The 23910-nt window shown below is 65.3% G+C and carries 20 protein-coding genes and 1 pseudogene; 8 read left to right on the top strand and 13 right to left on the bottom strand.

Features of this window, described 5'->3' with window-relative positions; genetic code table 11:
- Nucleotides 1-3: 3 nt before the first annotated feature.
- From ppk2 to CAF78_RS15985, 9 genes are all read right to left on the bottom strand, one after another.
- A complete protein-coding gene (ppk2, locus tag CAF78_RS15945) occupies nucleotides 4-822 on the bottom strand; it encodes a polyphosphate kinase 2 (RefSeq protein ID WP_085673931.1) in 819 nt (272 codons plus the stop codon).
- 94 nt (nucleotides 823-916) lie between these two features.
- Nucleotides 917-1537: an isochorismate family cysteine hydrolase YcaC gene (ycaC, locus tag CAF78_RS15950; protein WP_010951959.1), complete on the bottom strand. Its 621-nt coding sequence runs from the start codon at nucleotides 1535-1537 to the stop codon at nucleotides 917-919.
- 119 nt (nucleotides 1538-1656) lie between these two features.
- Nucleotides 1657-3042 (bottom strand): aspartate aminotransferase family protein, encoded by a 1386-nt coding sequence (locus CAF78_RS15955; protein ID WP_085673933.1) that lies wholly within the window; start codon nucleotides 3040-3042, stop codon nucleotides 1657-1659.
- Between the two features lie 12 nt (nucleotides 3043-3054).
- Nucleotides 3055-4521 (bottom strand): NAD-dependent succinate-semialdehyde dehydrogenase, encoded by a 1467-nt coding sequence (locus CAF78_RS15960; protein ID WP_085673935.1) that lies wholly within the window; start codon nucleotides 4519-4521, stop codon nucleotides 3055-3057.
- Between the two features lie 36 nt (nucleotides 4522-4557).
- Nucleotides 4558-5577, bottom strand: coding sequence for a N(2)-acetyl-L-2,4-diaminobutanoate deacetylase DoeB (gene doeB, locus CAF78_RS15965; protein ID WP_085673937.1), 1020 nt, complete (start codon nucleotides 5575-5577; stop codon nucleotides 4558-4560).
- A gap of 3 nt (nucleotides 5578-5580) precedes the next feature.
- Nucleotides 5581-6771 (bottom strand): ectoine hydrolase DoeA, encoded by a 1191-nt coding sequence (doeA, locus tag CAF78_RS15970; RefSeq protein ID WP_085673939.1) that lies wholly within the window; start codon nucleotides 6769-6771, stop codon nucleotides 5581-5583.
- 36 nt (nucleotides 6772-6807) lie between these two features.
- Nucleotides 6808-7800 (bottom strand): ectoine utilization protein EutC, encoded by a 993-nt coding sequence (gene eutC / locus CAF78_RS15975; RefSeq protein WP_085673942.1) that lies wholly within the window; start codon nucleotides 7798-7800, stop codon nucleotides 6808-6810.
- Between the two features lie 32 nt (nucleotides 7801-7832).
- Complete coding sequence (gene eutB / locus CAF78_RS15980; RefSeq protein WP_085673943.1) at nucleotides 7833-8804, bottom strand: hydroxyectoine utilization dehydratase EutB; 972 nt, start codon at nucleotides 8802-8804, stop codon at nucleotides 7833-7835.
- A gap of 203 nt (nucleotides 8805-9007) precedes the next feature.
- Nucleotides 9008-10402: a PLP-dependent aminotransferase family protein gene (locus CAF78_RS15985; RefSeq protein ID WP_085674123.1), complete on the bottom strand. Its 1395-nt coding sequence runs from the start codon at nucleotides 10400-10402 to the stop codon at nucleotides 9008-9010.
- A gap of 240 nt (nucleotides 10403-10642) precedes the next feature.
- Here CAF78_RS15985 and ehuB point away from each other — a divergent pair, with 240 nt between their 5' ends.
- The 4 genes from ehuB (at nucleotide 10643) to ehuA (ending at nucleotide 13726) form a co-directional block, all read left to right on the top strand.
- Nucleotides 10643-11497: an ectoine/hydroxyectoine ABC transporter substrate-binding protein EhuB gene (gene ehuB, locus CAF78_RS15990; RefSeq protein WP_085673944.1), complete on the top strand. Its 855-nt coding sequence runs from the start codon at nucleotides 10643-10645 to the stop codon at nucleotides 11495-11497.
- A gap of 62 nt (nucleotides 11498-11559) precedes the next feature.
- Nucleotides 11560-12219 (top strand): ectoine/hydroxyectoine ABC transporter permease subunit EhuC, encoded by a 660-nt coding sequence (ehuC, locus tag CAF78_RS15995; protein ID WP_085673945.1) that lies wholly within the window; start codon nucleotides 11560-11562, stop codon nucleotides 12217-12219.
- A complete protein-coding gene (ehuD, locus tag CAF78_RS16000; RefSeq protein ID WP_085673946.1) occupies nucleotides 12216-12872 on the top strand; it encodes an ectoine/hydroxyectoine ABC transporter permease subunit EhuD in 657 nt (218 codons plus the stop codon). Before ehuC ends, ehuD begins: the two co-directional genes overlap by 4 nt.
- Nucleotides 12873-12931: 59 nt before the next feature.
- A complete protein-coding gene (gene ehuA, locus CAF78_RS16005) occupies nucleotides 12932-13726 on the top strand; it encodes an ectoine/hydroxyectoine ABC transporter ATP-binding protein EhuA (protein ID WP_177408549.1) in 795 nt (264 codons plus the stop codon).
- A 10-nt stretch (nucleotides 13727-13736) separates the two neighbouring features.
- On the opposite strand, the pseudogene CAF78_RS16010 reads toward ehuA, so the two are convergent.
- Nucleotides 13737-14357, bottom strand: a pseudogene (locus tag CAF78_RS16010) (CorA family divalent cation transporter); the annotation flags it as partial.
- A 191-nt stretch (nucleotides 14358-14548) separates the two neighbouring features.
- On the opposite strand from CAF78_RS16010, the gene CAF78_RS16015 reads away from it, so the two are divergent.
- The 3 genes from CAF78_RS16015 (at nucleotide 14549) to CAF78_RS16025 (ending at nucleotide 17976) form a co-directional block, all read left to right on the top strand.
- Nucleotides 14549-14938, top strand: coding sequence for a nuclear transport factor 2 family protein (locus tag CAF78_RS16015; RefSeq protein WP_085673947.1), 390 nt, complete (start codon nucleotides 14549-14551; stop codon nucleotides 14936-14938).
- Nucleotides 14939-15032: 94 nt separating this feature from the next.
- The gene (locus CAF78_RS16020; protein WP_085673948.1) at nucleotides 15033-16532 is read left to right on the top strand and encodes a cytosine permease; all 1500 of its coding nucleotides are present in this window, start codon (nucleotides 15033-15035) and stop codon (nucleotides 16530-16532) included.
- Between the two features lie 13 nt (nucleotides 16533-16545).
- Nucleotides 16546-17976, top strand: coding sequence for an aldehyde dehydrogenase family protein (locus CAF78_RS16025; protein ID WP_085673949.1), 1431 nt, complete (start codon nucleotides 16546-16548; stop codon nucleotides 17974-17976).
- Nucleotides 17977-18383: 407 nt separating this feature from the next.
- Here CAF78_RS16025 and CAF78_RS16030 read toward each other — a convergent pair whose 3' ends face one another.
- Nucleotides 18384-18917: a GNAT family N-acetyltransferase gene (locus CAF78_RS16030; protein WP_085673950.1), complete on the bottom strand. Its 534-nt coding sequence runs from the start codon at nucleotides 18915-18917 to the stop codon at nucleotides 18384-18386.
- 190 nt (nucleotides 18918-19107) lie between these two features.
- Here CAF78_RS16030 and CAF78_RS16035 point away from each other — a divergent pair, with 190 nt between their 5' ends.
- Nucleotides 19108-20325, top strand: a complete 1218-nt coding sequence (locus CAF78_RS16035; protein WP_085673951.1) for a DUF3422 domain-containing protein — start codon at nucleotides 19108-19110, stop codon at nucleotides 20323-20325.
- 32 nt (nucleotides 20326-20357) lie between these two features.
- Here the strand turns inward: CAF78_RS16035 and CAF78_RS16040 are convergent, their stop codons facing one another.
- Both CAF78_RS16040 and ada read right to left on the bottom strand, forming a co-directional pair.
- Nucleotides 20358-22760 (bottom strand): DUF3772 domain-containing protein, encoded by a 2403-nt coding sequence (locus CAF78_RS16040; RefSeq protein ID WP_085673952.1) that lies wholly within the window; start codon nucleotides 22758-22760, stop codon nucleotides 20358-20360.
- Nucleotides 22761-22816: 56 nt separating this feature from the next.
- Nucleotides 22817-23869: a bifunctional DNA-binding transcriptional regulator/O6-methylguanine-DNA methyltransferase Ada gene (ada, locus tag CAF78_RS16045; RefSeq protein ID WP_085673954.1), complete on the bottom strand. Its 1053-nt coding sequence runs from the start codon at nucleotides 23867-23869 to the stop codon at nucleotides 22817-22819.
- Nucleotides 23870-23910 lie beyond the last annotated feature (41 nt).

Raw genomic sequence — 23910 nt, forward strand, 5'->3', positions numbered from 1 at the left:
GGATCAGAAACGTTCTTCGACCACTTTGAAGGGATAGGCCACAGCCTTGTATTTGCCGATCTTGCCGCGCTTGGGCAGCTTCACCACTTCATCGCGGGTGATGTCCTTGTAAGGGATGCGCGACAGCATGTGGCTGACGATATTCAGCCGGGCGCGGCGCTTGTCGTCGGAATGCGCCATGAACCACGGCGCCCAGGACGAATCCGAGGCGGCGAACATGTCGTCACGGGCGCGGGTGTAGTCGTCCCAGCGGGTGTAGGACTTGAGGTCCATGGGCGACAGCTTCCACAGCTTGCGCCCGTCGTTGATGCGGTCCTGCAGGCGCCGGGTCTGCTCCTCGGCGCTGACTTCGAGCCAGTACTTGATAAGGATGATCCCCGACTCGACCATCATCTTCTCGAACAGCGGCACCACGGTGAGGAACTTGGCGCTCTGCTCTTCACTGCAGAAGCCCATCACCCGCTCGACACCGGCGCGGTTGTACCAGCTGCGGTCGAAGATCACCACCTCGCCGGCGGCAGGCAGGTGGCGCAGGTAGCGTTGCACGTACATCTGGGTCTTTTCCCGCTCGGTCGGTGCCGGCAGTGCCACCACGCGGAACACCCGCGGGCTGACCCGTTCGGTGATGGCCTTGATGGTGCCACCCTTGCCAGCACCATCGCGGCCCTCGAACACGATGCAGACTTTCAGGCCCTTGGCCACGACCCACTCCTGCAGCTTCACGAGTTCCACGTGCAGCGTCTTGAGCTCCCGTTCGTAGGCCTTGCCGCCCAGCTTTTCCGACTGTTCTCTCGGGTCTTTTTTCCTGGACGGCTTGGCCATGGCACTCTCCTGAAGGCGAATGAAGAGTCAGTATGGTCGATCCATGGCAATTTGCCGTTTCGCTTGTTAGGCAAGTTGCCGCGCCATGAGGCCCTTATTTCGCCAGCTTGTTGTAGCTGGTCATCAGGTTGCGATAGTCCGGAATGTGGTTGGAGAACAGCGTGCCCAGGCCTTCGATATCGTTGCGCCAGTCACGGTGCAGCTCGCAAGCCACGCCGAACCAGGTCATCAGCTGGGCACCGGCTGCCTCCATGCGCCGCCAGGCCGAATCACGGGTCAGTTCGTTGAAGGTGCCGGAGGCATCGGTGACCACGAACACCTCGAAGCCCTCCTCCAGCGCCGACAATGCCGGGAAGGCCACGCAAACCTCGGTGACCACCCCGGCGATCAGCAGCTGCTTCTTGCCGGTGGCTTTCACCGCCTTGACGAAGTCTTCGTTGTCCCAGGCGTTGATGTTGCCGGGGCGGGCGATGTAGGGGGCGTCGGGGAACTGCTCCTTGAGTTCGGGCACCAGCGGGCCGTTGGGGCCGGTTTCGAAGCTGGTAGTGAGGATGGTCGGCAGTTTGAAGTACTTGGCCAGGTCGGAGAGGGCCAGCACGTTGTTCTTGAAACGGTCGGGGTCGATGTCGCGGACCAGTGAAAGCAGGCCGGTCTGGTGGTCGACCAGCAGGACGGCGGCATTGTTCTTGTCCAGACGCTTGTATTGGAAGGCCATGACTGATCTCCATGCAACGAAAGGTTGGGAGTATCAGCGTAGGCAAGGATGAGGGGTGGGCGGGACCGTCAGTCGGTTCGCTGGTGCTGCAAGGGGCCGCAGGGCGGCCCCTGCAATGTTCAGCCGAGCACCTTGTTGGCGACCTCGTCGACCGCGGCCTTGGTGATGGCGACGATCCGCTCGGCATCCTCCTGGGTCAGCACCAGCGGCGGCGCAAAGCCGAGAATGTCGCCATGGGGCATGGCCCGGGCGATCATCCCGCGCTCGAGGCACGCTGCCGACACCTGCGGGCCGACCTTGAGCGCCGGGTCGAACGCGGTGCGCGCCTCGCGATCGGCCATGAACTCGACCGCGCACAGCATGCCGTCACCGCGCACTTCGCCTACCAGCGGGTGGCCCTCGAAGGTCTCGCGCATGCGCCGGTTCAGATAGGCACCCACCACTTCGGCATTCTCGGTCAGGTTCTCGCGTTCGAGGATATCCAGGTTGGCCAGGGCCGCCGCTGCGCAGATCGGGTGCCCGGAATACGTCCAGCCATGGCCCATCGGGCCAGCCTTCTGCGAGCCCTCTTCGATCACATTCCACACCTTCTCGCCGACGATCACCGCCGACAGCGGCGCGTAGGCGCTGGTCAGGCCCTTGGCCGTGGTCATCAGGTCCGGGCGGATGCCATAGCGCTGGCTGCCCATCTTCGAACCCAGGCGGCCGAACGCGCACACCACTTCGTCGGCGATCAGCAGCACGTCATAGCGGTCGAGCACAGCCTGGATCGCCTGCCAGTAGCCCTTGGGCGGCACGATGATGCCACCGGTGCCCATCAGTGGTTCACCGATGAACGCGGCGACGGTGTCGGGGCCTTCGGCGAGGATCAGCTGCTCCAGCGCATCGGCGCAGTACTGCACGAAAGCCTGCTCGTCCATGCCCGCTGGCGCCTTGCGGTACCAGTGCGGGCAGACCGTGTGGTGGACGCCTTGCACCGGCAGGTCGAAGTGCTGGTGGAAGCTGGCCAGGCCTGTGAGGCTGCCGGTCATGATGCCCGAGCCGTGGTAGCCACGGTCGCGTGAGATGATCTTCTTCTTCTGTGGGCGGCCAAGGATGTTGTTGTAGTAACGCACCAGCTTGACCTGGGTTTCGTTGGCATCGGAGCCCGACAGGCCGTAGTAGACCTTCTTCATCCCGGCCGGCGCCCAGTCGATGATGCGGCTGGACAGCTCGATGATCGCCTCGGTCGAATGGCCGACGTAGGTGTGGTAGTACGCCAGTTCCTTGGCCTGGCGGTGGATCGCGTCGGCGACCTCGGTGCGCCCGTAGCCGATGTTCACGCAGTACAGGCCGGCGAACGCATCGATCAGTTCACGGCCTTCGTGGTCACGCAGGCGGATGCCCTCGGCACCGGTGATGATCCGCCCCTTGAGCGCGCCGCTGGCGTGGTCGTGGGCATGGGTCGAGGGGTGCATGAAGTGGGCGCGGTCCTGTTCGAACAGCTGGCTGAAATCTTGGCTCATGGCAAACACTCCTTAGAACTGACCGTGGTGGTGCAGGCAAACGTATTTGGTTTCGACAAAGGGCTCGAAGCCCTCGCTGCCGCCTTCGCGGCCCAGGCCCGAGGCCTTCATGCCGCCGAACGGGATGGGGTGGCCGGTGAACTTGACGCCGTTGATCGCCACCATCGCGTGGTCGAGCCGGCGCACCAGCGGGTGCACGACATCCAGGCGGTTGCCGACGATGTAGGCGGCCAGGCCATACTCGGTGTCGTTGGCCATGGCGATGGCCTGCTCCAAGGTGTCGAACGGCATCACCCCGGCAATCGGCGCGAAGTTTTCTTCCTGGTAGATGCGCATCGCCGGGCTGACATCGGCCAGTACCGTCGGCTGGAAGAACCAGCCGCCCAGGGCATGCCCTTCCCCGCCGACCAGGCGCCGGGCACCGCGCTGCAGGGCGTCCTCGACCCGGGCCTGGGTGGCATCGAAGGCGGCCTGGTGCATCAACGGGCCGATCTGTGCCGCGGTTTCCTCGCCATCGACCATGGCCGGGCCGACCGGCAGTGCTCGCACCGCCTCGGCGAAACGCGCCAGGAACGCTTCGTACAACGGCCGCTGCACCATGATCCGGTTGGCTGCGCAGCAGTCCTGGCCGGAGGTCTGGAACTTGGCCGCCACAGCCACCCGCACCGCCAGATCGAGGTCGGCATCGGCGCAGACGATGAACGGCGCATTGCCGCCCAGTTCCAGCGCCACTTTCTTCACGTCCTGGGCCGCGGCCTGCAGCACCAGCTTGCCGACCCGGGTCGAGCCGGTGAAGCTGACCGCGCGCACGCGGCTGTCGCGCACCAGGGTTTCCATGGCCATCTGCGGCTCGCCGATCACCACGTTGAATACGCCTGGCGGGAAGCCGGCGTCCTCTGCCAGCTGCGCCAGCGCCAGCGCCGAGAACGGCGTTTCATGGGCCGGCTTGACCACCACGGTGCAGCCGGCGGCGAGTGCCGCAGCGGCCTTGCGGGTGATCATGGCGCTGGGGAAGTTCCAGGGAGTAAGCAGTGCGCAGACCCCGACCGGCTCCTTCACCGTGCTCAGCTGGGCGCCCGGGATATGGCTGGGAAGGGTCTGGCCATTGAGGCGTCGGGCCTGCTCGGCGAACCAGGGAATGAAGCTCGCCGCATAGGCGATTTCGCCGCGTGCCTCGGCCAGCGGTTTGCCCTGCTCTTCGCTGAGGATGCGCGCCAGCGCCTCCTGGTGTTCGACCATCAGCTCGGCCCAGCGCCGCAACAACGCCGCGCGACTGTCCAGGCTCTGCTGGCGCCAGGCGGGGAACGCCCGCTCGGCGGCATCCACTGCAGCGACGATCTGCTCGTGCTCGAGCAGCGGCACATGGCCGATGACCTGCCGGCTGGCCGGGTTGTGCACGGCGACGCTGTTGCCACTGTGGCTGTGCAGCCACTGGCCGTCGACATGGCACAGGCTATTGAAGGGGTAGTGGTGTGACATGACTGTTCTCCATACCTCGTTGTCGTGGCGTCGGGCCTAGGCCAACACGTCGGCGATCACCGCCAGGGTGTCGCCGCACTGCACCAGGCCGGGGAAATGCCGGGCAGCGAGCAGGCCGCTGCGGCGGGCGCGGTATTCGACCGGGGCGCTGCCGGTGCGGCGGATGTCATGGATGCGGGCGATCACTTCACCCTGGCTGACCGTGTCACCCAGGTCGCGGCACATCTCCAGCAAGCCGTCGTGCTCGCTGGCGATGAAGCAGTCGCCATCGGGCATGTCGAGCAGAATGGTCTCGCCCTGCTCCACTTCGCCGGCGAGGATGCCGGCGTGGATCAGCAGGTTGCGCACGCCTCGCTCGGCCAGGGCCACGCTTTTTGCCGTGGAGGTGCCGCCCCCGCCCAACTCGGTGGTGACGAACACCTTGCCCTGCTCTTCGGCGGCGGTGTCGTACATCGCCTGCGCATCCAGTTCGAGCATGCGCATGCTGTAGGGCGCGCAGAACGCCTGCATGCCGGCTTCACAGCGGGCTTGCTGGGCCTTGTCGGGCAGCACGTGGCAAGCGGCGAACGGCAGGAAGTCGAGGGTGCGGCCACCGGAATGGATATCCAGGACGATATCGGCCAGCGGCAGCAAGGTCCGCCGGAAGTAGTCGGCGATCTTCTCTGTCACGCTGCCATCGGGCCGGCCAGGAAAACTGCGGTTGAGGTTGCCGCGGTCGATCGGCGACGTGCGGGTGCCGGCCTGGAAGGCCGGGGTGTTCATGAACGGCACGATGATCACCCGCCCGCTCACCTGCCCGGCCTGCAGCTGCTGGGCCAGTTTGCTCAGGGCTACCGGGCCTTCGTACTCGTCACCGTGGTTGCCGCCGGTGAGCAAGGCGGTCGGGCCACTGCCGTTGCTGACCACGGTCAGCGGGATCATCACTGCGCCCCAGGCCGAGTCGTCACGTGAGTACGGCAGCTTGAGGAAGCCGTGCTGCACGCCGTCCCGCTCGAAATCCACGGTGCAGCTGATCGGGTTGGCCACGCCCACGGCGGCCTGTGCGATTGCATTCATGGTTCAGTCCTTCACGAACAGCTGGCGCGGCACGTTGCACAGGGTCTCGACCCCGGTCTCGGTGATGAGGATGCTTTCGGTGATCTCCAGGCCCCAGTCGTCCATCCACAGCCCTGGCATGAAGTGGAAGGTCATGCCCGGTTGCAGCACGCTGGTGTCGCTCGGGCGCAGGCTCATGGTGCGCTCGCCCCAGTCTGGCGGGTAGCTGATGCCGATCGGGTAGCCGCAGCGGCTGTCCTTGTGGATGCCGAACTTCTCCAGCACGCGGAAGAACGCCCGGGCGATGTCACCGGTGGTGTTGCCGGGCCGCGCGGCATCGAGGCCGGCCGCGATGCCTTCGACCACGGCCTTTTCGCCCTCGAGAAAATGCTGCGGCGGCTTGCCCAGGTACACGGTGCGTGACAGCGGGCAGTGGTAGCGCTTGTAGCAGCCGGCGATCTCGAAGAAGGTGCCGGCGCCACGGGTGAACGGCGAATCGTCCCAGGTCAGGTGCGGCGCGCTGGCGTCGGCGCCGGTCGGCAACAGCGGCACGATCGCCGGGTAGTCGCCGCCATGGCCGTCGACACCGAGGATGCCGCTGCGGTAGATCTCGGCCACCAGTTCGTTCTTGCGCATGCCGGGCTCGATGCGTTCGAGGATGCGCCCATGCATCTGCTCGACGATGCGCGCGGCGATGCGCATGTAGTCGATTTCCTGCGGCGACTTGATCGCCCGCTGCCAGTTGACCAGCCCGGCGGCATCGCTGAAGCGTGCCTGTGGCAGGTGCTTGCACAGCGCCTGGTAGGCGGCGGCGCTGAAGTAGTAGTTGTCCATCTCCACGCCGATGCTCAGGCCACCCCAGCCCTTGGCCAGGATCACTTCCTGGCACAGGTAGTCCATCGGGTGGCGCTCGCGCGACTGCACGTAGATGTCCGGGTAGCCGACGATGTTGTCGTGCTGCATGAACACCGTGCGCTTGGCGCCGTTGGCGTCCTGCCCGCGGCCGAACCAGATCGGCTCGCCATCGAGCGCCAGCAGCACGCACTGGTGCACGTAGAACGACCAGCCGTCATAGCCGGTAAGCCAGGCCATGTTAGAGGGGTCGGTTACCAGCAACAGCTCCAGGCCCTGTGCCTGCATGGCGGCGCGGGTCTTGGCCAGGCGCTGGGCGTATTCCTGCCGGCTGAACGGCAGGTTGACCACTGTCTGTGACATACGGGTGCCCTTCTTGTGAGTGGGTTGCGAAAGGTGTCAGCTGAGAAACGCCAGGCCTTTGTTGGCGGCGACCGCCCGTTCGAAGGCAAGGTTGGCGATGGCGGTGTCCTGGGCGCCGGTGCCGGTCAGGTCGCACAGGGTGACCTGCTCGGCGCTGGTACGGCCTGGCTGCAGGCCGGCGATGATCTGGCCCAGTTCGGCGTGTTCGGCCTTGTCGCTGAGCGCTCCGGCGCGCAAGGCGTGGTGCAGCTCGCCGAGCACACAGGTCTGGCTCAGGCGGTCGGCGACATAGCGGTCGAGCCGGGCCAGGGCCTTGGGCGCAATTTCGTTCTTGTGCTCGGCGTCCGAGCCCATGGCAGTGATGTGCAGGCCCGGTTGCAGGTGGTGGGGCTGGATCAGCGGTTCACGGCTGGGCGTGCAGGTGATGGCGATGTCGACCGCCTGCATGGCCTGATCGACACTGTCGCAGGCGTGCACCTGCAACTGCCCGTCACGGCCCAGCTCGTCGCACAGGGCTGCGACCTTTTGCGCATCGCGGCCCCAGACCTTGACCTGCTCGATTGGCCGCACCAGGCGCAGCGCCTGCAATTGCAGGCGGGCCTGTTCGCCACTGCCGATCAGCGCCACGCGCCTGCTGTCCTGGCGTGACAGCGAGCGTGCGGCTACCGCGCCGGCTGCCGCAGTACGCACGGCGGTGAGGTAGCCGTTGTCGAGGAGCAAGGCATCGAGCAGGCCGGTACGTGCCGACAGCAGCATCATCATGCCGTTGAGGCTGGGCAGGCCGAGCCTGGGGTTGTCGAAAAAGCCCGGGCTGACCTTGATCGCGAAGCGCTCCAGGCCTGGCAGGTAAGCGGTTTTCACATCCACTTCGCCGTTGTGTTCGGGGATGTCCAGGCGCAGGATCGGCGGCATCGCGACCTTGGCCGTGGCGAGCAAGGCGAAGGCCTGTTCGATGGCATCGACCGCATCACGGTCGAGGGTGATACAACTGCGCAGGTCGGCTTCGCTGAGCAAGGTGATGGCCGGCATTGGAATTCCTCCCGTGAAGAAAACGAGCGTTCTCAGGCGTCGCCGCCATTGATCACGCGCAGGTGTTGTGCGCTGTCGACATTGCGCCCGCTGACCACCACCACGACCGGCCCACGGGCCGGCACCAGGCCGTCGAGCAGCGCCGCGATGCCGACTACGCCAGCGCCTTCGAGTACCAGCCGTTCTTGCTGGTAGGCGTGGCGCATGCCGTTGGCGATCGAGGCTTCGGGCAGCAGGTGAAGCTGATCGAGCAGCCGCTGGGTCATGCTCATGGTGTGCTGGTTGCCCAGGCCGATACCGCCGCCGAGCGAGTCAGCCAGTGTTGGCAATTCCTCGACTTCGACCGGGCAGCCGGCCTGGAGGCTGGCGTGCATCGCCGCACCGCGCTGCATGCTGATGCCGTGGGTGACGATCGCCGGGTTGATGCTTTTCAGGGCCAGTGCCACCCCTGCGAACAGGCCACCGCCAGAGAGCGGGACCAGCACCTGCTGCACCTCGGGCAACTGCTCGATGATCTCCAGGCCCAGGGTGCCCTGGCCGGCGATGACGTGGGGGTGGTCGAAGGGCGGGATCAACGCTGCGCCGTGTGCGTCGGCATGCTGTTGCGCGGCGTGCTGGGCATCGTCCTGAGAGTGACCGACGATGCACACCTCGGCGCCCAGGTCGCGAATGGCCTGGACCTTGTTGGCCGGCACAAGTTGCGAAAGGAACACCGTTGCCTTCACGCCCAATTGCGCGGCGGCATGGGCCATTGCCCGTCCGTGATTGCCGGTGGACGCAGTGACCACGCCGCGCGCACGTTGCTCGTTGCTGAGCGCCGCGATGGCATTGCTGGCGCCGCGCAGCTTGAAGCTGCCGGTGGTCTGCAGGGCTTCGAGCTTCAGGTAGACAGCTGTGCCCAGGTGGCGTGACAGGCTGGGTGACAGCTCCAGCGGCGTGCTGCGCACAAGGCCGTGGATACGCTGGCGGGCGAGGTAGAGATCGTGAAGCGAGGGCGCTGACATGACCGGGACCCAACAAGTGACCTGATGTTGGGCGGAGTGTATGAGGCGAAAATTGTCGTGATGAATGTACTAGGGCAATTTGCCTGGAAATTTGTTTTCGTCAGTCCCGGCCTCTTCGCGGGCACGCCCGCTCCCACAGGATCCGTGCTGGTTTCAAGATCTTCAGAGTACCTGTGACCCGCGAAAGGGCCAGTACAGGCGACTCAAAGCTCATGAATCTGTGGATACTGCCCGAACAACTCGCGCATATCGCCCAGCGCCTGGCGCAGCTTGGCCTCGGAACACTCGGCGCCCACGCACAGGCGCACGGCCCGTGGCCGCGGCGTGCCGCGCACGAGGAACGGCTCGGGTGGCGTCACGGCAATCTGCCTGCGGCGCAAGGCCCGCACCAGGCTGTCCACTTCCCAGCGCTCGGGAATGTTCAACCACGCGCCCAACGCGTGGGCATGCTGCCCGCGCACGTAATCGCCGAGGTACTCACGCAACAAGGCCTGCCGCTCAGCCAGCAACTTGCGCTGCAACTCCACCAGTTGCATGGCACGCCCATCGTTGATCCAGCGCGAGGCGATCTCCGCCACCAAAGGCGTGGCCATCCAGCTGTTCACCCGCAGAATGCTTTCGGTGCGCAGGGCCAGGCGCTTGGGCATCGCCAGGTAGCCCACACGCAGGCCGGTGAGCACCGACTTGGTCATGCTGGTGCAGTAGAACGACAGCTCCGGGGCATACGAACTCAGTGGCCGCGCATGGCGCCCGCCCAGCAGCGGCCCGTACACGTCATCCTCGATGATGTGCACGCCAAAGCGTCGGGCGATATCGGCGATCTCCTGGCGCCGGCTGTCGGGCATCAGGCTGACCGTCGGGTTGTTGAGGTTGGGCGTGCACACCAGCGCGGTCACCCGCTCGTTGCTGCAGATGTCCTCGAAATGCTCAGGGTCGATGCCTTCGCGGTCCATCTCCAGGCCCTTGAGGGTGAAGCCGAGTACCTGTGAGTTGCCGATCACGCCATGGTCGGTCAAACCTTCGCAGAGCACCACGTCGTCGGGCCCGGCCAGCGAAGCCAAGGCCAGGAAGATGGCATGGGCAGCACCGTTGGTGACCAGCACATCGTCGCGTTCGACCTGCATGCCCAGGCCATCGAGCCAGCGCACCGCCGACTCGCGATGGCTCTCGAAACCGGCGATCGGCCGGTAGGCATGGATCCACGGCTGCTCCTCCTCCACGGCAAGCTCCGCGCAGGTGTCGCGCCAGATGCGCTCGTGCACCTGGGTGTGCAGGATACGGGTGATGGAGAAGTCGACCAGGGTGCGTTCGGGCAGGTCGATGATGTCATCCGACACACGGTCGCTCATGCGCCGGCTGACGAAGCTGCCACGGCCGATCTCGCAACGCACCAGGCCCTGGCGCTCCAGCTCCTTGTAGGCATTGGTAACGGTCTGCACACTGATGCCCAGGGCATCGGCCACCTGGCGCTGCGGCGGCAGGCGCTGGTCATGCACCAGCACGCCACGCTCGATCTCGCCAGTGACGGCCTGCACCAGGATCTTGTACTTGGATTCGCCGATGCGGGCGGCGTCGAGGGCTGTCTTCCAACTCTGCATCATGATGTTCGCTTCGCTTGCCGGGGCCAGGCTCACAGCATCGCCCCTGCACACCCCTTGGGCAATTGTCCTAGTGCAATGCCATCGCCGTTTCAGCTTTTGTATGCTCCGTCCAAGGTCGACACCCCGCTGCCCGGCAGCCTCGAACAAACGACCGGCCCTGCTTTCGCTGTTTTGCTCCACTGCCTCCTAACACAGAGCCGTCGGCGACGGTTTTTATAACAAACAGGAGATTCATTGATGAGCCAGCCCTTCAACGTTCCACGCCCGTTCCAGCGTCTGCTGGTGGCCTGCGCCACCTTTGCCGTGCTGGCCAGCGCCCAGGCCGCCAGCCTGGACGAGATCAAGGAAAACAGCCGTATCCGCATCGGCTACGCCAACGAAACGCCCTTCGCCTACACCGAAACCGATGGCCGGGTCACCGGTGAGTCGCCGGAAATCGCCAAGATCATTTTCGAGAAGATGGGCTTCAAGCAGGTCGACGGTGTGCTCACCGAGTGGGGCTCACTGATCCCGGGCCTGCGCGCCGGGCGCTTCGATGTGATTGCCGCCGGCATGTACATCACCCCGGCACGCTGCAAGCAGGTGATCTTCACCGACCCACAGTACGCCCTGCCCGACACCCTGCTGGTGGCCCAAGGCAACCCGAAGAACCTGCACAGTTACGCTGACATCGCCAAGAACCCGGACGTGAAGCTGGCGATCATGGCCGGCACGGTCAACCTCGCCTACGCCCGCGACTCGGGCATCAAGGATGCGCAGATCCTGCAGGTGCCAGACACCACCGCCCAGTTGCAGGCCGTGCGCGCCGGCCGCGCCGATGCCGCCGTGGGCACCCAGCTGACCATGAAGGGCCTGGCCAAAAAAGGTGGCGACAAGGTCGAGGCGATCGCCGACTTCACCGATGACCCGGCCCATACCGGCTACGGCGCCCTGGCCTTCCGCCCTGAAGACAAGGCCCTGCGCGATGCGGTCAACGCCGAGATGAAGCAGTGGCTGGGCAGCGAGGAGCACCTCAAGACCGTAGCGCCGTTCGGCTTCGACCGCTCCAATGTGACCGACAAGACCGCCGCCGAGCTCTGTGCCCAGCAGTGAATCGAGGTGGCATGGCGCTTGCCGTGCCATTCCCTGTGTAATCCGATTATTCAGGTCGAACCATGGGTGAATTGATACCGTTGTTACTGCAAGGCGCCTGGATCACCGTCCAGGTCACCTTCTTCGGCTCGTTGCTGGCCATCGTCGCCGCGATCCTCGCCGCCCTCGGCCGGCGCTCGTCCTGGCGGCCGTTGAGCTGGTTGTGCGTGGCCTACATCGAACTGTTCCGCGGCACCTCGTTGCTGGTGCAGCTGTTCTGGCTGTTCTTCGTATTGCCGCTGCCGCCCTTCAACCTCGAACTCAGCGCCTACACCGTGGCCATCGTCGGCCTGGGGCTGCATATCGGTGCCTATGGCGCCGAAGTGATGCGCGGGGCGATCAGCTCGGTAGCCAAGGGGCAGTACGAGGCCTGCACCGCGCTGAACATGCCCGCCGCCACCCGCTTCCGGCGGATCATCCTGCCGCAGGCCTTGCTGGCAGCCATTGCGCCGGGCACCAACCTGCTGATCGAACTGCTCAAGAACACCTCGCTGGTGTCGCTGATCACCCTGTCGGACTTGAGCTTCCGCGCCCGCCAACTGGACCAGGCGACCTTCCAGACCCTGGAAATCTTCAGCCTGACCCTGCTGCTGTACTTCGTCCTGGCGCAGGTCATCAACTTCCTCATGCGCCGGGTCGAACGGCGCCTGAGCCGTGGCCGCCTGCGGGGGAGCCTGTCATGAACGTCTGGGACTGGAACTATGTCGCGCAGATCCTGCCCGACTTGCTGCAGGCGTCTTTGAAAACGCTGGGCATCACCCTGGTGGGCTTTCTGATTGCCGTGGTACTGGGCCTGTTCCTGGCCATTGCCCGGCGCAGCCGCCAAGCCTGGCTGTCGTGGCCGGTGGCGTTGCTGATCGAGTTCATCCGCAGCACACCGCTGCTGATCCAGGTGTATTTCCTCTACTACGTGCTGCCCAACTACGGGGTCAACATGAGCGCCATGCAGGCCGGCATCATCGGTATCGGCCTGCATTACGCCTGCTACCTGGCCGAGGTGTACCGCGGCGGCCTCGATTCGGTGGCGCGTAGCCAGTGGGAAGCGGTGGTCGCGCTGAACTTCGCGCCGTGGACGGCCTACCGGGCAGTCATCCTGCCCCAGGCGATCCGGCCGATCCTGCCGCCGCTGGGCAACTACCTGATCGCCATGCTCAAGGACACCCCGGTGCTGTCGGCCATCACCGTGGTGGAAATCATGCAGCAGGCCAAGAACGTTGGTTCCGAAAGCTTCCGCTACCTGGAGCCGATCACCCTGGTCGGTCTGTTCTTCCTGGCCCTGAGCGTCGCTCTGGCCTACCTCGTTCGGCGCCTTGAAGTGCGCCTGGAGCTCCGCTGATGATCGCGCCTGTGACCCACCTCGCCACTGCCACCACCCCCCTGCCGCAGGACACCAGCATGCCCACGCCGGCCATTGCCCAACCGATCGTCAGCTTCAAGGACGTGACCAAGCGCTACGGCAACTTCACCGTGCTCGATGGCCTCAACCTCAATGTCGCCCCCGGCGAGAAGGTGGCGATCATCGGCCCCAGCGGCTCGGGCAAGTCGACCTTGCTGCGGGTGCTGATGACCCTGGAGGGCATCGACCAGGGCATGATCGAGGTCGATGGCGATTCGCTCACCCACATGCCCGGGCGCAACGGTGCGCTGGTTGCCGCCAGCGAGCGCCATGTGCGCAAGGTGCGGGCGAAGATCGGCATGGTGTTCCAGAGCTTCAACCTGTTCCCGCACATGAGCGCCTTGCAGAACGTGATCGAGGCCCCGGTGCAGGTGCTGGGCGTCAAACCGGCCGAAGCCCGCGAGCGCGCCGCCGAGCTGCTGGAGATGGTGGGCCTGGGCAACAAGTTCGAGCACTACCCCTCGCAGTTGTCCGGCGGCCAGCAGCAGCGCGTGGCGATTGCCCGGGCGCTGGCCATGCGGCCCAAGGTGATGCTGTTCGACGAGGTGACCTCGGCGCTGGACCCGGAGTTGTGTGGCGAAGTGCTGAACGTGATCCGTCGGCTGGGCAGCGAGCACAACCTGACCATGCTGATGGTGACACACCAGATGGGCTTTGCCCGGGAGTTCGCTGATCGGGTGTGCTTCTTCTACAAGGGCCAGATCCACGAACAGGGGACCCCGGCGCAGATCTACGAGAACCCGCAACAGGAACGGACCCGGGCGTTCCTTAGCGCAGTACGCGAGGCCAACTGATCACCGGGCTTCAGTACTCGCGCCGCTTGCTGAATGCCCAGCGCCCCGCCAGGAAGGTGAAGGTCGCCACCACCGCCACCAGCAGCCAGAAACCGTTCTGGTCGTCCGATAGCGGTACGCCACCGACGTTCATGCCGAAGAAGCCGGCGATGATGTTGATCGGCAAGGCCTACACGGTGACCACGGTCAGGGTGAAGAGTGTGCGGTTGGTCTGTTCGTTGAGCTTGGCGGCTATTTCTTCCTGCAGAAGCTTGATCCGCTCGCCCAGGGCGGTCAGGTCGCTGATCACCAGGGTGAATTCTTCGGTGGCCGCGCGTAGCTGACGCAGATCCTGCTCCTGCAGCCACTCGGGCGGGCGGTTGAGCAGGCGCACCAGCACCCGGCGCATGCTGCTCAGCTCGGCGCGGTTGTCGCTCAGGCGCTGGGACAGCAGCTGGTCTTCGATGCGGTCGACGCTGGTGGTGGTCTCACGCACGATCTGGGTCAACAGGTCGCCCTGGTCACGCAGCAGGTGCACCAGCAGTTCGATCGGTGAATGGCGCCTGACTCGGTATCGCGTCGTACAAACAAGGCGGTCGCGCGCGCCTGTCACAGGCATTACTGGCCCGAAACAAACGTAGGAGCGAGCGCAGCTCGCGATGCGCCGCACGGGCGGCGCTCGGTCTCGAAGGCTCCAGCACGCTCTACTTGATCGGTTACTTGATCGGTAGATCATCACTTCACAGATTTCTGAAGTAATTATTTCCCGCCAGCGATTTTTCCCCTCACCCGTCCCCACCAGAATCGCTTCACCACAATCACAATAACCGTGAGGCCACTCCCGTGGACCAGACCCTCCAGGTACGGCAGGCCGCCGCCGACCTCATCAAAGCCTTCGCCAGCAACGACACCGCCCGCTACTTCGCCTGCTTCAGCGAAGACGCCACCTTCCTCTTCCACACCTTGCCGCAACCGCTGCTGTCGCGCCGTGCCTATGAAGACCTCTGGGCCCAATGGCAGGCCGAAGGCTTTGCCGTGCTCGGCTGTGAATCGAGCAACGTGCAGGTGAGCCTGCAGGGCGAGGTGGCGATCTTCATGCACGACGTGGCCACGCACATCCGCATGGCCGGTGAAGAGCACCAGCTGGCCGAGCGCGAGACCATCGTCTTCCGCCGCCAAGGCGAGCAATGGCTGGCGTGCCACGAACACCTGTCGTTCGTCACTGCAGCCTGATCCGAATTTCCGCGGCCTTGCCGCACTGCCATCGCACCCACAAGAGGGCCCGCGCACCGCGACGGGCCTACAACAACCGCGCTGGAGCATCACCATGAGCCATTCGACCGGTATCGAGACCAATGGCGTCGAGCAGATCCCCGACGATCAACGCGACGCCTCCCCGCTGGACCTGTTCCGCCTGATCTTCGGCGGTGCCAATACCTTCGCCACTGCCGTGCTGGGCAGCTTCCCGGTGCTGTTCGGGCTGTCGTTCCAGGCCGGGGTCTGGGCGATTTTGCTCGGCGTCGGCGTGGGCGCACTGATCCTCGCGCCGATGGGCCTGTTCGGTGCGCTCAACGGCACCAACAACGCGGTGTCGTCGGGCGCGCACTTTGGCGTGCACGGGCGCATCGTCGGCTCGTTCCTGTCGCTGCTGACCGCCGTGGCGTTCTTCTCGCTGTCGGTGTGGAGCTCGGGCGATGCCCTGGTCGGCGGCGCCAAGCGCCTGGCCGGGCTGCCGGAAACCGACCTGACCCTGGGCCTGGCCTACGGCCTGTTCGCGGTGCTGGTGCTGGTGGTGTGCATCTTCGGCTTCCGCTTCATGCTGTGGGTCAACAAGATCGCGGTGTGGGCGTCGAGCCTGCTGTTCCTGCTGGGCATCTTCGCCTTCGCCGGCCCGTTCGATGCGGGCTTCGCCGGTAGTGTCAACCTCAGCCAGCCGGGCTTCTGGGCGGCATTCGTCGGCGCGGCGATCCTGGCCATGAGCAACCCGGTGTCGTTCGGTGCCTTCCTCGGTGACTGGTCGCGCTACATCCCGCGGCAAACGCCAAAGTCGCGCATCATGCTGGCAGTGATCGCGGCCCAGGTGGCCACGCTGATCCCGTTCCTGTTCGGCCTGTGCACCGCCACCTTGGTGGCCACCCAGGCGCCCGACTACATCGCCGCCAACAACTACGTCGGTGGCCTGTTGGCCGTGGCGCCGAGCTGGTTCTTCCTGCCGGTGTGCCTGATTGCCGTGATCGGCGGCATGTCCACCGGCACCACCGCGCTGTATGGCACCGGCCTGGACATGTCCAGCGTGTTCCCGCGCCTGCTCAGCCGCGCGGGCGCCACCTTGCTGATCGGCGTGCTGGCGATCGGCTTCATCTTCATCGGCCGCTTCACCTTCAACCTGGTGCAGAGCGTGTCGACCTTCGCCGTGCTGATCATCACCTGCACCAGCCCGTGGATGGTGATCATGATCCTCGGCCTGATCACCCGCCGCGGCTTCTACCACGCCGACGACCTGCAAGTGTTCACCCGCGGCCAGCGTGGCGGCCACTACTGGTTCCTGCATGGCTGGAACTGGCGCGGCATGGGCGCGTGGATCCCCAGCGCGATGGTCGGCCTGTGCTTCGTCAACCTGCCGGGGCAGTTCGTAGGCCCGCTGGGCGACCTGGCCGGCGGCATCGACCTGAGCCTGCCGGTAACCCTCGGCCTGGCCGGCGTGCTGTACCTGCTGCTGCTCAACCTGTTCCCTGAACCTGCTGGCGTGTATGGCCCGAATGGCCCGCGCTGGGTGCGCTGCAAAAGCGCCCCGCGCACGCCGGTGACCACCGCCGAAATGGCCTGACTGGATAACGACCATGACCACTTCCCACTACATTGCCGGCCGCTGGGTCGAAGGCCAGGGCAGCGATTGCATCAGCGTCAGCGAGCCTGCGCTGGGCCTGCCTTTCGCCGAACTGCAGGCCGCCAGCGTGGCCCAGGTCGACCAGGCCGTGGCCGCCGCGCGCGACGCCCTGCCGACCTGGAAAAAGGTCAGCGCCAGCACCCGCGCGGCCTTCCTGCGCGGCTTTGCCGAGCAGCTTGACCAACGCCGTGAAGCGCTGATCACGTTGCAGATGCGCAACAACGGCAAGCCGCGCCACGAGGCCGAAATCGACCTGGATGACGCGGTCGCCACGTTCGCCTACTACGCCGAGCTGGCCGAACAACTGCCGTCGAAGAACCGTGACGTGCCATTGGCCGCAGCGGGCTTCACCGCCCGCACCCGCCTGGAACCGGTGGGCGTGGTCGGCCTGATCGTGCCGTGGAACTTCCCGCTGGTGACCAGTGCCTGGAAGCTCGCCCCGGCCCTGGCGGCCGGTTGCACCGTGGTGCTCAAGCCCTCGGAAGTGACCCCGCTGATCGAGCAGACCTACGGCCAGATCGCCGACACCCTGGGCCTGCCGGCTGGCGTGCTGAACATCGTCAACGGCAAGGCCGAGACCGGTGCTGCGTTGAGCAGCCACAACGGCCTGGACAAACTGTCGTTCACCGGCAGCAACAGTGTGGGCAGCCAGGTGATGCGCAGCGCTTCGGCGCAGTGCCGGCCGGTGACCCTGGAGCTGGGCGGCAAGTCGGCGATCGTGGTGTTCGACGATTGCGACCCGGACCAGGCGGTGGAGTGGATCGTCGCCGGTATCACCTGGAATGCCGGGCAGATGTGCTCGGCCACCTCGCGCCTGCTGGTGCAGGAAGGTATTGCCGATGTGCTGCTGCCGCGCCTGCAGGCGGCACTGGAAAAGCTGCGCGTCGGCAACCCGTTGACCGAAGAAGTCGACATGGGGCCGCTGACCAGCCAGGCGCAATGGCTGAAGGTTGCCAGCTACTTCGCGACGGCCCGTGAAGAAGGGCTGCAATGCCTGGCCGGCGGGCTGGCGCTGGATCGTGAAGGCTGGTTCGTGAGCCCGACGCTGTATGCCGATGTGCCCAAGGACAGCCGCCTGTGGACCGAGGAAATCTTTGGCCCGGTGCTGTGCGCACGTCGCTTCGCCACTGAAGAACAGGCGATTGCCGAAGCCAACGACAGCCGCTTCGGCCTGGTCGCCACGGTGTGCTCCGCCGACCTGGAGCGCGCCGAACGCGTGGCCGATGCGCTGGAGGTCGGGCATGTGTGGATCAACTCGGTGCAGGCGGTGTTCGTCGAGACTTCGTGGGGCGGCACCAAGGGCAGCGGCATTGGCCGCGAACTCGGGCCTTGGGGGTTGTCGGGTTACCAGTCGGTGAAGCATGTGACCCGGTGTTTGGGGTGATGGCCTAGGGCGCCCACCGCGCCATCTTTGGCGCCTGTGAGATCGAGCGCCGCCCGCGCGGCGCATCGCGAGCTGCGCTCGCTCCTACGCTTGTTTCTGGCCAGTGACGCCTGTAACAGGCGCGCGCGACCGCCTTGTCGATACGACACAATATCGAGTCATGCGCCAAGGCGTACGCGCGCAATTCCCACAGGAATGATTGGCGCGAAACAAACGTGGGAGCGAGCAAAGCTCGCGATGCGCCGCGCGGGCGGCGCTCAATCTCATAGGCGCTGAATCCCTGACGGCGAGCACGTGGTGGCCCTCACGCAATGTTCAGCCATGCATCTGCAAACAACACGTGTAAGAGAATTCCCAACCCGAAACCAAATGCGCAGCCATCGCTCCAAAATTCGCCCGCCCCCGCCTCAACGCCAATCGCCCAATCGACATCGGTGATACACAACCGCTTCATAAGACGCCTTGTTCGGCAGCAGCTCGAAGCCAAGCCCCTCGACCTCGAACCCTGCCCGGCCCAGCACAATGCCGGACGCCACATTGCGATGCAGACGGCTGGCCACCAGCGCCTCGATGCCCGGCCGGCTCGCGGCATACTGACACACGCGAGAAGCCGCCTGGGTAGCGTAGCCCTGCCCCCAGAACCGTTTGCCCAACCAGTAACCCAGCACCGGCCTGGGGCCATTCAGGTGACGCAAGGACACCACCCCGACCAGCGTTGCATCCGCTCGCCTTTCGATCCCCCAGACAACCGCCTCCCCGGCCTGCCATAGCCGAGGCTGGCGCTCTATCCAGTCGGTGGCCATGGCGAGCGTATATGGGTACGGAATCACTGCAGTCATCCGGGCGATTTCCGGGTCCTGCAACAGGTTTTCAACCTTCGCTGTATCACGGCCATCAAGCGGACGCAGCAACAGGTCTGCGGTGGTCAATGTGGGTTGCATCAGACATTCCTTATCAGCGCTCGATAAAGCCGACCACTCTACGCCTGCGGGTGCCCCAGCAAGCCGATTGCCGCCTCACAAAACTGTCACAGAAGATTTACCGATCATCGAACCTGACGTGACTTCGTCAGCCTCCGCCAAAGTCCCATTCCCTGGTACCCCCACAATCACAACACCAGGCCGGACCACCATGCACCCTCAACGCACCGCTCTGCACAACGAGCTGCACGCCCGCCCGTCGCTGTACTTCGACGGCCCGGCGCATGTTTTTCACCTGGCCTTGCTCGGCGGCGATGCTGCCTGCGCTGCGCTGCTGCAACGCTGCTGCCCAGAAGCCATCGACCCCGAGGCAGCCCAGGGCGTCACCCGCCTGGATGGCCACCCGTTCAAGTGGGAACGGCACACCGAGTTCTTCACCCTGACCCTGGTGGTGTCCTGCTCTGCCGCCGACACCCGATGGCAGGTGCTACCGCCGGTGCTGGCCGAGGCCATCGCGCCGCAGGCCGCCCAGGTGATCAATGCCGTGCAGGTTCTGGTGCGTGACGAGCAGGATCTCGACCTGCCCCACTACGGTTTCAAGGACCCATGCGGCTCCTGCGTCGGCGGTGGCGATGCGGTGGTGTGGAGCGACTTCCGCCTGACCGAAGATGGCACCAACCGCTTCCTGTTCATCAACCGCCGGCTCAACGCCTACCGCCAGGGCCGGATGATCCGCCGCCTGCTGGAAATCGAAACCTATCGCATGATGGCCTCGCTGACCCTGACCACGGCCAAGGCCCTGAGCCAGGAGCTGGATGGCTTCGACAAGACCCTGGTGCAACTGTCGGAGCGCAGCGCGGGCGGTGACGGCCACGACTCCAAGGCCCTGCTCGACGCCATCGCCCATCTGTCACGCCAGGTGGTCAGCCGCACGGTGAAGGCCCGTCACCGCTTCGGCGCCACCCAGGCCTATGCGCAGCTGGTGTTCGAGCGCCTCACTGAATTGCGCGAAAGCCATGTCGGTGATTGCCAGCGCCTGGGGGTGTTCATCGAACGTCGCTTCAAGCCGACCGTGCGTTATTGCGCGGCGACCGAGCAACGCCTGGAACAACTGGCGAAGAACGTCGCCAACCTGGGCGACCTGCTGCAGGCGCGGGTGCAGGTGGAAATGGAAGAACAGAATGCCGGGATCCTGCGCAGCCTGAATGCTCGCGCCGATGCCCAGGTGAAGATCCAGCGGGCGGTGGAAGGGCTGTCGATCATCGCCATCACCTATTACCTGCTGAACCTGTTCAAGCTGCTGTATGGCGGGCTGAATGTGCTGGGGCTGGGGTTGACCGCGCGGGATGCGCTGTTGGGGATGGCGCCGCCGGTGCTGCTGGTGCTGTTGGTGATTCTGCTGCGTATCAGGCAGGCCAAGCAGCATTGAATTGTGGGGGCTGCCGCGCAGCCCCCTCGAACTCACACGGATTCGTCAGCCGGGCGCGAGCTTTCCTGCACCAGCACCATGCTCTGCGGTGAAGACAGGGCAATGCCCTCATCGCGCAGGCGGCCCAGAATGGTGAACAGCAAGTCGCTGCGGGTGCTCGACACCTGCCGCGGCCCTGCCACATAACCACTCACACCAATGACCATGCCCGCTGAGGTCAGGTCCTTGAAGGTTACCGAACAGGCCGGCGCATCGAGAATCGCTTCATGCTCGTGATAGGCCGCCAGCAGCAATTCACGCACATGGTTGGCATCGGTCTCCAGGGGCAGGGTCAAGGTAATACCCACCACGCCCAGGGCATTGCCCATGGTCACGTTGCGCACGTTCTGCGAGATGAACTGCGAGTTGGGCACGATCACCGTGGAACGGTCGGACATCTGGATCTCGGTGGCGCGCACGTTGATCCGGCGAATATCACCCTCGACCCCGGCCAGGCTCACCCAGTCGCCCACCTTGACCGGGCGCTCGGTGAGCAGGATCAGGCCGGAGATGAAGTTCTGCACGATCTGCTGCAAGCCGAAACCGATACCGACCGACAGCGCACTGACCACCCAGGTCAGGCTGGTGAGGTTGATGCGCAGGGTCGACATCACCAGCATGGCCAGGAACAGGAAGCCGAGGTAACCGACCAGGGTCACCAGCGAGGCCCGCATGCCGGCGTCCATGTCGGTTTCCGGCAGCAGCCGCTCGCTCAGCCAGCGCTTGACCACGCGGATGCCGAACAGGCCGCCGAAGAACATCGCCAAGGCCAGCAGAATGTCCTGCGGCACGATATTGAGGTTACCCAGCACCTTGCCGCCGGTGCCGTCCCAGTCGCCCAGGCTCAGCAGCAGTTCGCCAGGGCTGGTGCCGGACGGCATCAGTGCCAGCAGCACCGCCAGGAACAGCAGCACCGTACGGCTGATGCCGACCAGGATGGTGCTGGCCTGGGCCTGGTGGCGAGGCGCCAGGCCCAGGGTCGAGGCCAGCGCCAGGCCGCCCGGCTGGCGTGGCGACAGCAGGGTCTCGCAAAGGTCGGCAAGGAACGTGGTGAGCAGGTAGGCACACACGGCCACCACGCTGATCCACAGCAGCTTGGCCGTGAGGAAGTAGGCCAAGGTCAGGTAACCGGCCAACAGGGCCAGCACGATCAAGCCCACCCACACCACGGTCACGAACGGAATCAGCCCGGCCAACCCGGTCGGGCGCTCCAGTTCGTGCTTGCGCAGGGTGCGGCGATAACGCAGCAGCGCCAGCGTGAAGATCACCGCCACCACCAGCGCTGTCAGGCCGTTGGTGGCCACCGTCAGTGCCAGGCTGGTGCCGATCACGCTGTTGATGCGCTCCATGGTCAGCATGACCATCAGTGCCAGGGCCAGCAGCTTGGGGAACCAGCCCAGGGCAGCGGCCACTTCGTCGTGAATCGGCGGCAGGCGCCAGGATGGCCGCTGCAACATCAGCATGGCGCGGCCCAGGCCGGTGATGAAGGCGCTGAACACCACCAGGGTCAGGAAGTGATTGGTCAGGCTGGCGATGTCCGAGCCCAGTTCGGCGCTGCTTTCCAGGCCCCAGCGCAGCAATGACACCGAGCCTGCGATGGTGGCCAGGGTAGCCAGGCTCACGCTCAGCGCCAAGGCACTGCGGCGCAGGCGGCCCTCCGGCAGCCAGCGCACCATGGCGTTGGCCAGCAGACGCTCGATCACCCGCCGCACCCAGATCCACACCAGGAATGCGGCCGCCACGCTTGTGATGAAGAACCAGCGATGGTCGGCACTGAAGGCACTGCTCAACGCATCGCTCGCTTCGCCGCGCAGGTCGCGCAGGCGCGCCACGTCGTCATCGGTCGGGCGAATGAGGCTCGACCAGAACGCCGGGCTCAACGGCGTGGCGGCGCGGCTGAGGATTTGCGAGTTGAACTGGCTGCGGCGCAGATTGACGATCTGCGTGGAGAGGTCGCGGGCCGACTGGGTCAGCTTGGTGGCTTGCTCCTGTTGGGTGACCAGTGCCTTTTTCTCGGCATCGAGCTGCTTGCGCTGCTGGGTGATGCTCGCGGCCTCGTCGGGTTGCACCGGGCCAAGCACCTTGAGCTTGTCGTCGAGCTTTTCCACGTCGGCAGTGCGCAAGGCACTCAGTGCATCGGCCTGGCGCTGGACCTGCACGGCGGCCATACGCAGTTGCGACAGCAGGTCATCGTTGGCATTACTGGTCACGCCCTGACGGATCTGGTCCAGCCGGTCGTTCAATTGCTCGTAATCGGCATTTTCGTCCAGCGCCGGCAGTTCGCCAGCGGTCAGGCTGGAAACGGGGGTAGCTGGAGCCGACCAGGCGGGCGTGGCCGCCACCAACATCAGGGCTAGAAAGCCCAGGCAAAATCGGGCAAGGCTGACGCGCCTCATCGAATGTTCCTCTTTACACATCGATTTGGCGGGGGATTCTACGCGGCTTCAGGCAATCAGGAGAGTGCCGTTTCTCGCGCCAGCAGTTGCTGCTTGCGCTCCACGCCCCAACGGTAGCCGCTGATGTCGCCATCACGGCGTACCACCCGGTGGCAAGGGATGGCCACGGCAATGTGATTGGCCGCGCAGGCCATGGCCACGGCACGCACCGCCTTGGGTGCGCCGATGCGTTCGGCGATGTCGGTATAGCTGACCCGGCTGCCCACCGGCACCTCGCGCAAGGCCTGCCAGACCCGCTCCTGAAAGGCGGTGCCCTGGACATCCAGCGGCAGCTCCAGCCCCAAAGCCGGCGCCTCGATAAAGCCGACAACTTCGGCGATCAGTTGCTCGTAGCCGGCATCGCCGCCGATCAGGCGTGCTTTCGGAAACTGATCCTGCAACTGCTCCAGCAGCGCCTCAGGGTCATCACCGAGCAGGATCGCGCAGATGCCCTTCTCACTCTGGGCCACCAGGATCGCACCCAGGAAACACTGGCCAATGGCGAAGTGGATGGTCGCACCCGCGCCGCCTGCCTGATAGTCGCGGGGGCGCATGCCCAGGCGCTGGTCGGCGCTTTCGTAGAAGCGGCTGTTGGAGTTGTAGCCGGCCTCGTAGATGGCATCGGTCACCGAGCTTTGCCCATCCCCCAGCCGCTCGCGCAGGCGCCGGGCACGGAAAGCGCTGGCGTAGGCCTTGGGGGTGAGACCGGTTTCGGCCTTGAACAGGCGATGCAGGTGGAAGGGGCTGACGGCCAGTTGTACGCCGAGCTGGTCAAGGCTGGGCGGGGTGTCGCTGCTTTCCAGCAGGCGACAGGCGCGGGCGACCAGATCGGCGCGACGGTTATCGCCCGGTTTCGCCATGCAACGGCGGCAGGCTCGGTAACCGGCGGCTTCGGCGCCGGCGGCGTCGTTGAAGAACTCGACGTTTTCGCGCTTGGCCCTGCGCGACTTGCAACCGGGGTGGCAGTACACGCCGGTGGTGCGCACGGCGTAGACAAAGTGGCCGGCGGCAGAGGTGTCACGGGCCTCGACGGCTTGCCAGCGTTGAGCGTCAGTGGTGAAGGCTTTCATCGCGGTTACCTCAGCTATCTGTTTCGCCTGTTCCGGCCTTT

The sequence above is a fragment of the Pseudomonas sp. R28(2017) genome (assembly GCF_002112505.1).
In the GTDB taxonomy this organism is placed as follows: Bacteria; Pseudomonadota; Gammaproteobacteria; order Pseudomonadales; family Pseudomonadaceae; genus Aquipseudomonas.

Bases quoted from the DNA above. Each gene is read 5' to 3' on its own strand.
- ppk2 (WP_085673931.1), bottom strand. From the start codon at position 822: ATGGCCAAGCCGTCCAGGAAAAAAGACCCGAGAGAACAGTCGGAAAAG.
- ycaC (WP_010951959.1), bottom strand. From the start codon at position 1,537: ATGGCCTTCCAATACAAGCGTCTGGACAAGAACAATGCCGCCGTCCTG.
- CAF78_RS15955 (WP_085673933.1), bottom strand. From the start codon at position 3,042: ATGAGCCAAGATTTCAGCCAGCTGTTCGAACAGGACCGCGCCCACTTC.
- CAF78_RS15960 (WP_085673935.1), bottom strand. From the start codon at position 4,521: ATGTCACACCACTACCCCTTCAATAGCCTGTGCCATGTCGACGGCCAG.
- doeB (WP_085673937.1), bottom strand. From the start codon at position 5,577: ATGAATGCAATCGCACAGGCCGCCGTGGGCGTGGCCAACCCGATCAGC.
- doeA (WP_085673939.1), bottom strand. From the start codon at position 6,771: ATGTCACAGACAGTGGTCAACCTGCCGTTCAGCCGGCAGGAATACGCC.
- eutC (WP_085673942.1), bottom strand. From the start codon at position 7,800: ATGCCGGCCATCACCTTGCTCAGCGAAGCCGACCTGCGCAGTTGTATC.
- eutB (WP_085673943.1), bottom strand. From the start codon at position 8,804: ATGTCAGCGCCCTCGCTTCACGATCTCTACCTCGCCCGCCAGCGTATC.
- CAF78_RS15985 (WP_085674123.1), bottom strand. From the start codon at position 10,402: ATGCAGAGTTGGAAGACAGCCCTCGACGCCGCCCGCATCGGCGAATCC.
- ehuB (WP_085673944.1), top strand. From the start codon at position 10,643: ATGAGCCAGCCCTTCAACGTTCCACGCCCGTTCCAGCGTCTGCTGGTG.
- ehuC (WP_085673945.1), top strand. From the start codon at position 11,560: ATGGGTGAATTGATACCGTTGTTACTGCAAGGCGCCTGGATCACCGTC.
- ehuD (WP_085673946.1), top strand. From the start codon at position 12,216: ATGAACGTCTGGGACTGGAACTATGTCGCGCAGATCCTGCCCGACTTG.
- ehuA (WP_177408549.1), top strand. From the start codon at position 12,932: ATGCCCACGCCGGCCATTGCCCAACCGATCGTCAGCTTCAAGGACGTG.
- CAF78_RS16020 (WP_085673948.1), top strand. From the start codon at position 15,033: ATGAGCCATTCGACCGGTATCGAGACCAATGGCGTCGAGCAGATCCCC.
- CAF78_RS16025 (WP_085673949.1), top strand. From the start codon at position 16,546: ATGACCACTTCCCACTACATTGCCGGCCGCTGGGTCGAAGGCCAGGGC.
- CAF78_RS16030 (WP_085673950.1), bottom strand. From the start codon at position 18,917: ATGCAACCCACATTGACCACCGCAGACCTGTTGCTGCGTCCGCTTGAT.
- CAF78_RS16035 (WP_085673951.1), top strand. From the start codon at position 19,108: ATGCACCCTCAACGCACCGCTCTGCACAACGAGCTGCACGCCCGCCCG.
- CAF78_RS16040 (WP_085673952.1), bottom strand. From the start codon at position 22,760: ATGAGGCGCGTCAGCCTTGCCCGATTTTGCCTGGGCTTTCTAGCCCTG.
- ada (WP_085673954.1), bottom strand. From the start codon at position 23,869: ATGAAAGCCTTCACCACTGACGCTCAACGCTGGCAAGCCGTCGAGGCC.